Here is a 7,163-nt window from a genome sequence, read left to right as displayed (position 1 = left end):
GCCGGCCGGACCGCGGGGTGGGAGGGCGCCCACCTGGCTCCCTCAGCCGATGGTGGCGATGGGCAGCGTGATCGGGGAGCCCGAGCCGTCGCGGCGCCCGTCGGGCGCGGGAAGGTCGACGGGGGCGCCGTCGGATGTCGAGGCGCGCGGCCCCGCCCCCACCCATGCGACGTCGAGGCGGTCCTCGCCGCGCAGGAACCGTTGGGCCCGCACGCCCTGCCCGCCCCTGCCCTTCGACGGGTACGCGTCGAAGGGGGTAACCTTCACGGTCGTCTGGCCCGTGCCCGGCAGGGCGCCCTCCGCGGCGGCGACGGTGACCACGACCGACTCGGCGGGGGCGTCCACCACCCAGAAGCCGATGGCCTCCACCCCCGGGGACAGGCGCATCCCCGCCACGCCCCCCGCAGTGCGCCCCTGCGGCCGGATCCTCTCCGCCGGGGTGCGCAGCAACTGGGCGTCGCCGGAGATGAAGACCACGTCCGCCTCGTCGGGGCAGGGCGCGAAGCCGATCAGGCGGTCACCGGGATCCAGGGCGATCACCTCCCACTCGTCGCGCTGGAGGACGTCGGGGCGCAACCGCTTCACCGTCCCGCGCGCCGTTCCCATCGCGGACACCGCACTGCCGTCGGGGTCCAGCAGGCCGACGGGCCGCGAATCCGAGTGGAGCAGCTCCGAGGCGGGCACCGCCCCCGCCAGGGACATCCCCGTGTCGAAGCGCGGCAGGGCAGGCAGGTCCACCACGTCGATGCGGTGGGCGACGCCGTCCTCGGTCACGACTGCCACCTGCGAGCGCACGGAGGACGGCAACTGCGCCCGCCACCCGTCGAAGGCGGCGCGGGGACCCGGCTCCAGGGGATCGACGCCCTCGACCCTGGCCAGGGCGCCCGTGGCCGAGAGCACCACCTGGCACGGGTCGTCGGGGATCTGCAGCTCCAGGCCCTTGCCCGAGCGCGGCACGGAGGGCAGGGCGGCCAGCGACGACGCCCCGGCCCCGCCGACCACCGGGGCGCCGGAGGAGGCGAGCAGGACGGTGCGCCTGGGCGTGCCGAGGCGCTCGGACACCTCGGCGAGCTCGCGCTTGACCAGCGCGCGCAGCAGCTCGGGCGATTCCAGGACCTCGCGCAGCTCGGCGATCCTGGCGGCCAGCTCGTCGCGCTCGGCCTCCAGCTCGATGCGCGAGAACTTCGTGAGCCTGCGCAGGCGCAGTTCCAGGATGTAATCCGCCTGCGCCTGCGACAAGTCGAAGGCCGTCATCAGGCGCTCGCGCGCCACGTCGGCGTCGTCCGAGGAGCGGATGATGGCGATCACGTCGTCGATGTCGAGGATCGCGATGAGCAGGCCCTCCACCAGGTGGAGGCGCTCCTCGCACTTGCCCAGCCGGAACCGGCTGCGGCGCGTCGTCACGTCGAGGCGGTGGTCGACGAAGACCCGCAGGATCTGCTTGAGGCCCATCACCTGCGGCTGCCCTCCCACCAGGGCGACCGCGTTGATCGAGAAGGAGTCCTCCAGCGGGGTGCGCTGGTACAGCTGCTGGAGGACCGCCTCGGGGTTGAAGCCGTTCTTCACCTCGATGACCAGGCGCAGCCCGTGGATGCGGTCCGTGAGGTTCTGCACCGACGAGATCCCCTTGAGGCGCCCGGCGCCCACGTTCTCCTTGATCTTCTCGATGACCTTCTCAGGGCCCACCATGTAGGGCAGTTGCGTGACGATGAGGCCCATCTTGCGGGCGGTGACGCGCTCGACCGACACCTTCGCCCGCGTCTTGAAGGCCCCGCGCCCGGTCTCGTAGGCCTCCTTCACGCCCTCCAGGCCCACGATGACCCCGCCCTCGGGCAGGTCCGGCCCGGGCACGAAGCGCATCAGGTCGGCGACCGTGGCGTCGGGGTGGTCGAGCAGGTGGACCGCTCCTGCGATCGTCTCGGCCAGGTTGTGGGGCGCGATATTGGTCGCCATGCCCACGGCGATGCCCGAGGCGCCGTTGACGAGCAGCTGGGGGAACGCGGCGGGCAGGACCTCCGGCTGCGTGAACTGGTTGTCGTAGTTGGGCACGAAGTCCACCGTGTCCTCGCCCAGGCCCGTCACCAGGTCCACCGCGGCGGGCGCCATGCGCGCCTCCGTGTACCGGGCCGCGGCGGGGCCGTCGTCGAGGGACCCGAAGTTGCCGTGCCCGTCGACCAGGGGCAGGCGCAGGTTGAAGGGCTGGGCGAGGCGCACCAGCGCCTCGTAGATCGCCGAGTCCCCGTGCGGGTGCAGCTTGCCCATGACCTCGCCGACCACGCGCTGGGACTTCACGTGCCCGCGGTCCGGGCGCAGCCCCATCTGGTCCATCTGGTAGAGGATCCGGCGCTGCACGGGCTTGAGGCCGTCGCGCGCGTCGGGCAGGGCGCGCGCGTAGATGACCGAGACCGCGTACTCCAGGAACGAGCCCCTCATCTCCGCCGAGACGTCGATCTCCGAGATGTTCTCGTCCGCCTCGGGGACGTCCACGACCTGGTCCTTTTTCGCCATAGGGTCCATTATCGCCGCCGGGCGCCCGCCCGTGTCGACTACCACGCCGCGACCGGGCACAATGAGGGGCGTGGACACGTGGAAGAGAATCGACCGCACGGGCTTCTACCCGCAAGTGGTGAAACGGGCCCTGCGGCGGGCGCTGGGCGGAGAGGCGCCGGTGGCGTCCCTGTGCCAGGTGGACGCCGCCTTCGACCGGGGCTCCGTGTTCCGCCACCTCACAGTCGCGACGCTGACCCGCGACTGCGTCGTCCAGCTCCACGTCGACGAGCTGGAGGACGGGGGCGCCTCCGTGGCGACCTCCATCCACCGCAGCGCCGACATCGCCGGGTACTCGACGATGGAGATCCTGGACGACCCGCAGAGGGCGCGGGGCCTGTCGGAGATCACCGTCGCGGTCGACCTGCGGGGCGCCAGGCGCATCGAGCTGGAGCCCGCGCACTGCGACGACCCCGATTGCGCGGCCGACCACGGCTACACGGCGCAGTCCTTCCCCGACGACCTGTCGATCCGGGTGTCGGCGGCCGCCGACGGCGAGGACGTGCTGGCCGAGGCGGAGGAGTTCGTCGAGGCCCTGGCCGCGCTCATGGGGGTCCGCGGTGGCTGAGGCCCTCCCGCCCCTCGACGGCGCCGACCTGCCCGCGCCCGGCGGCCCCCGGATCACCGACATCGTCGGGGCGGGCCTGGCCAGCCTCGACCCCGGGCTGCCCGGGGCCGACGAGGCGGCCCGCGCGGCGCTCGGCATCGACGCGGGAGCCCGCCAGCTGCTGCTCGTCCTGGCCGACGGGCTGGGGACGGTGCTCCTGGAGGACCATTTCGGGCACGCCCCCACGCTGCGGGCGTTCCGCTCCTCGATCCGCTCCCTGCACACGGTCGTGCCGTCGACCACGGCGGCGGCCATCACAGCGTTCGGAACGGGCGCCCAGCCCGGCGCCACCCGCATGGTGGGCTTCTGCGTGGCCCACGGCGGGGGCACCATGAACCTCCTCGCCTTCGAGGGCGGTCCGCCCGCCGAGCAGTGGCAGAGCGTGCCCACCCACTTCCAGCGCCTCGCCGGGGCCGGAGTGGACAGCGCCGTCGTCTCGCCCGCCTCCTTCGCGGGCTCGGGGCTGACCCGGGCGGCGCTGCGCGGGGCGAGGCACGTGGCCGCCAACGCCCTGGAGCAGCGGTGCGAGGCGGCGCTGCGCGAATTGCGCGCGGGGACGCCCGTCGTCTACCTCTACTGGGCGGACATCGACCACTGGGGCCACTCCCGCGGTGTCGGCTCCCACGAGTGGACGGGCGCGCTGGAGGCGTTCGACGCCGGACTGGCGGGCCTGCTGCGCCGACTGCCGGGCGGCGTGCGCGCGCTGCTCACCGCCGACCACGGCATGGTGAACATCGACCCCCCTTCGCTGCGGGACCTGGCCGACTCGCCGGCCCTCGCCCAGGACGTGCGGCTCATCGCCGGCGAGACCCGGGCGGTCCACGTCCACGCCGAGCCCGGGCGGGCCCGCGGCGTCGAGGAGCGGTGGCGCGCGGAACTGGGGGAGGGGGCGTGGATCCTCAACAGGGCCCAGATGGGCGCCCTCATCGGCCAGGGCCCGGGCGCGGACGCGGTCGGGGACCTGCTGGTGCTGGCGCGGGGGCGCGGCGGCGTCGTCGACTCCCGCGTGCAGAGCGCGGCGATGATCGCGATGCCCGGCGTCCACGGCTCCCTCAGCTCCGAGGAGATGCGCATCCCCCTGGTCCGCCTCGCCTAGGGCCGCCCGGGCGGGCTCAGGTGCGGGTCCCGAAGAGGATCTCGTCCCAGCTGGGCATGGGCCGCCGGCCCCTGCGCGTCCGCTTCGCGCCAGTGGCCGTGGGGCGCGCCGACTCGGGGGCCGCTGACTCGCGGCCGCCCGCGACCGAGCGCGTCTTCTTGGTCGCGTCCTCGTCCGGCTTCGCCTCCGCGTCCGGCAGGGGCGGCGCGCCAGCGCGCGCCGACGGGGCCCCCGGCTCCCCGCCCCTGGGGGCGGAGGGGGGCCTGCGGGCGACCGATGCCCTTGAGGAGCCGCTGCCCGACGGCACAACACCCTGACCGGACGCGGAGGGCACCTCGCCCGCGTCCGGCGTGGTCTTCCCCGGTTCTGCGCCCTCCCCGCCGTCGGAGCCCTTCGTGCGTGCCTCGCGGTGCCCGATCACCGGGATCTCGCCGCTGGCCTGCGGAACGGCCGAGGGGATCCCCGTCCCCTCCAGCACCGGGGTGGGGGGCGCGGGCGGCGCGCTCCTCGTGCGCGCTTGCGCCAGGGAGTAGATCTGCGCGGAGATGGGCCCGGTGATCGCCGGGGGCTCCCGGGGCTCGCGGTATTCCTCCTCGCTGATGGCCGCCAGGTACTCCGCTTCCTCATCGACCTCGTCGTCGTCGAAGTCGATCTCGATGTGCTGGCGCTTGCCCCGGGCGGCGTTGAGCTGGTCGACCAGGGCCTCGCGCTTGCGGATCTCCTCCTCGTTGGCGTCGACCGCGGAAGCCCGGGTCATCGAGGCGAAGATCGACGTCGCCGCAGGAGCGGGCGCGACGGTCTCCGTGAGCCACTGCGCCTCCTGGTCCACGGCCTCGACCTCCCCCGAGGGGAGCAGCCGCCAGTGCGCGCCGTGCTCGGCCGCGCCCTGCACGAACGTGAGGATGATCTGCCAGGGCTCGTGGGCCTCGCGCTGGGCGCTCCACCGCAGTGAATCGGGATCGACGCCCCGCGCCGCCAACCGGTCCACGACCAGGTCGCCCATCGCCGGGCCCCCCGCCTCGTCGCCGATGCGGACGCTGAGCGCCCGGGAGAGCGCGTACTCCTTCTCCGCCTGCACGGGCGCCTCGAAACGGGCTACCGTCGCCACCTGCATGCCGTGGCGGGAAGCGATCTCCTGCGCCGTCGCCCCCGAGCGCAGGAGCGCCTGGATCTCGCGGGGGGCCAGCGACGGGCGGGCGGCGGCCACCTCCATCCTCGGGCGGTCGCGCCGGGTGGCGCCCCGCAGCTCGTCGGTGATCAAGACGCTGTAGCGCTGGCCGTCCGCGTCGGTGAACACCAGGGACCCGCCGTCGCCGCTCGTTCCAAGCAGCTCGAGCTCGATCATTGATACCTCCTGGATGTGATAGTCGAATCGTCTCAAATACGGAAGCAAATTGCCCGCGTTGTGACGCGTGTCTGTGATTCAATGGCGCAGTCCTCACCGAAGTGCTATCCTCCCTGCGATCGCACCATCGGCATGGGAGCCCGGTGGGGGAAGGGGAACGCAATGGCAACCGACTACGACGCGCCTCGCAAGAACGAAGACGACGTCTCCGAGGATTCGATCGAGGAACTCAAGTCCCGGCGCAACGACGCCGGAAGCGCGGAGATCGAGGAGGACGAGACCGAGGCCGCCGAGAACTTCGAGCTCCCGGGCGCGGACCTGTCCAAGGAGGAGCTCACCGTCCACGTCGTCCCCCGCCAGGACGACGAGTTCACCTGCTCCCAGTGCTTCCTGGTGCACCACTCCTCGCAGTTGGCGTACACGGACGCCGCCGGGCAGCCGGTGTGCACCGAGTGCGCGGGCTGAGGGGCGCCATGTTCGAACGGAAGAAGCGCCACGCCGACCAGCAGGAGGCCCCCCAGGCCCCCGCCCTGCCCACCCTGGAGGACGACGACCCGATCTGGGAGCAGCCCGGACCGCGCAACGCGGGGGAGGTGGACACCTCCGACGGGTACGTCGACATGGGCTCCATCCTCTTCCCCGCGGTCCCCGGGATGCAGCTGCGCACCCAGCTCGCCGACGACGGCTCCACGGTCCTGCAGATCCTGGTGGTGCTGGGGAACTCCGGAGTCCAGATGAGCGTCGCCGCGGCGCCCCGCTCGGGGGGCGTGTGGGACGAGGTCCGCGAGGAGATACGCTCCGGCTTCGCCTCCCAGGGGGCCTCCGTAACGGACGTCGAGTCGCGCTACGGCGACGAGCTGCTGGTCGACATGCCCATGCGGATGCCCGACGGCCGCTCGGGGACCTCCCGGATGCGGATCATCGGCCGCGAGGGGGACCGCTGGTTCGCGCGCATCGACGTGCTCGGCCCCGCGGCGGCGTCGCCCGAGGCGGGCGCTCACATCGAGAAGGTCATCGACCGGATCGTCGTGCGCCGCGACAAGCACCCGCGCACGCGCCTGGAGCTGCTGCCCCTGCACGTGCCCGGCGGAGCGGCCGGGGTCAAACGTGCCTGAGCGGAACCGGCGGGGACCCGTGCAGTGGTTGCGCGCACTGCTCGACACCGACCAGCGCCAGATCGACGAGGCCGACGACGAGGCCCGCTCGCGCCGGGCCAGGGGCGTCGAGCCCATCGCGGGCGTTGCCGACCGCGAGCGGGCGCGCCTGTTCGGCACCGTGCTGTCCATGACGTACCCGCCGGCCTCGGGCCCCCAGGTCCTGGCGGCCCGGCTCTACGACGGCACCGCCTCCATCGAGCTCAGGTGGCCCGGCCGCTCCGAGATACCGGGCCTGCACGTGGGCGCGCACATCGAGGCCGAGGGCACCGTGGGCAAGCAGGGCGGCGCCGCCGTCATCATCAACCCCCTGTACCGCGTCATCTCGATGGAGGCATGATGGGGGAGCGCCCCGCGCCAGAACCGGCGCGCGCGTCGGCGCCCGGGTCAGCGGCCGAGCCGGGGCCCGCGACT

The 7,163-nt window shown here is 73.4% G+C and carries 7 protein-coding genes; 5 read left to right on the top strand and 2 right to left on the bottom strand.

Annotated elements, in window-relative coordinates; genetic code table 11:
- Positions 1 to 42 precede the first annotated feature (42 nt).
- Positions 43 to 2,508 carry a DNA gyrase/topoisomerase IV subunit A gene (locus tag BH719_RS01430; RefSeq protein ID WP_009400100.1) on the bottom strand — a complete coding sequence of 822 codons (2,466 nt, stop codon included), beginning with the start codon at positions 2,506 to 2,508 and terminating at the stop codon, positions 43 to 45.
- A 70-nt stretch (positions 2,509 to 2,578) separates the two neighbouring features.
- On the opposite strand from BH719_RS01430, the gene BH719_RS01425 reads away from it, so the two are divergent.
- Both BH719_RS01425 and BH719_RS01420 read left to right on the top strand, forming a co-directional pair.
- Positions 2,579 to 3,115, top strand: coding sequence for a DUF5998 family protein (locus BH719_RS01425; protein WP_034219072.1), 537 nt, complete (start codon positions 2,579 to 2,581; stop codon positions 3,113 to 3,115).
- Positions 3,108 to 4,250 (top strand): alkaline phosphatase family protein, encoded by a 1,143-nt coding sequence (locus BH719_RS01420; protein ID WP_009400097.1) that lies wholly within the window; start codon positions 3,108 to 3,110, stop codon positions 4,248 to 4,250. Before BH719_RS01425 ends, BH719_RS01420 begins: the two co-directional genes overlap by 8 nt.
- Before the next feature lie 16 nt (positions 4,251 to 4,266).
- Here the strand turns inward: BH719_RS01420 and sepH are convergent, their stop codons facing one another.
- Positions 4,267 to 5,595 (bottom strand): septation protein SepH, encoded by a 1,329-nt coding sequence (sepH, locus tag BH719_RS01415; protein WP_009400096.1) that lies wholly within the window; start codon positions 5,593 to 5,595, stop codon positions 4,267 to 4,269.
- A gap of 162 nt (positions 5,596 to 5,757) precedes the next feature.
- On the opposite strand from sepH, the gene BH719_RS01410 reads away from it, so the two are divergent.
- The 3 genes from BH719_RS01410 to BH719_RS01400 are packed head-to-tail and all read left to right on the top strand — an operon-like array spanning position 5,758 to position 7,089.
- Positions 5,758 to 6,060 (top strand): DUF4193 domain-containing protein, encoded by a 303-nt coding sequence (locus BH719_RS01410; RefSeq protein WP_005867830.1) that lies wholly within the window; start codon positions 5,758 to 5,760, stop codon positions 6,058 to 6,060.
- Between the two features lie 8 nt (positions 6,061 to 6,068).
- The gene (locus BH719_RS01405) at positions 6,069 to 6,710 is read left to right on the top strand and encodes a DUF3710 domain-containing protein (RefSeq protein WP_034255132.1); all 642 of its coding nucleotides are present in this window, start codon (positions 6,069 to 6,071) and stop codon (positions 6,708 to 6,710) included.
- A 19-nt stretch (positions 6,711 to 6,729) separates the two neighbouring features.
- The gene (locus BH719_RS01400) at positions 6,730 to 7,089 is read left to right on the top strand and encodes an OB-fold nucleic acid binding domain-containing protein (protein ID WP_009400092.1); all 360 of its coding nucleotides are present in this window, start codon (positions 6,730 to 6,732) and stop codon (positions 7,087 to 7,089) included.
- The last annotated feature ends 74 nt before the right edge of the window (positions 7,090 to 7,163 follow it).

Origin of the sequence: Pauljensenia hongkongensis, from assembly GCF_001746855.1 — a bacterium.
Lineage (GTDB): Bacteria > Actinomycetota > Actinomycetes > Actinomycetales > Actinomycetaceae > Pauljensenia > Pauljensenia hongkongensis.
This window is presented reverse-complemented; position numbering and strand designations above follow the sequence as displayed.

Excerpts from the sequence above, each read along its gene's own strand:
- BH719_RS01430 (WP_009400100.1), bottom strand. The coding sequence starts at position 2,508 with ATGGCGAAAAAGGACCAGGTCGTGGACGTCCCCGAGGCGGACGAGAAC.
- sepH (WP_009400096.1), bottom strand. The coding sequence starts at position 5,595 with ATGATCGAGCTCGAGCTGCTTGGAACGAGCGGCGACGGCGGGTCCCTG.
- BH719_RS01410 (WP_005867830.1), top strand. The coding sequence starts at position 5,758 with ATGGCAACCGACTACGACGCGCCTCGCAAGAACGAAGACGACGTCTCC.
- BH719_RS01405 (WP_034255132.1), top strand. The coding sequence starts at position 6,069 with ATGTTCGAACGGAAGAAGCGCCACGCCGACCAGCAGGAGGCCCCCCAG.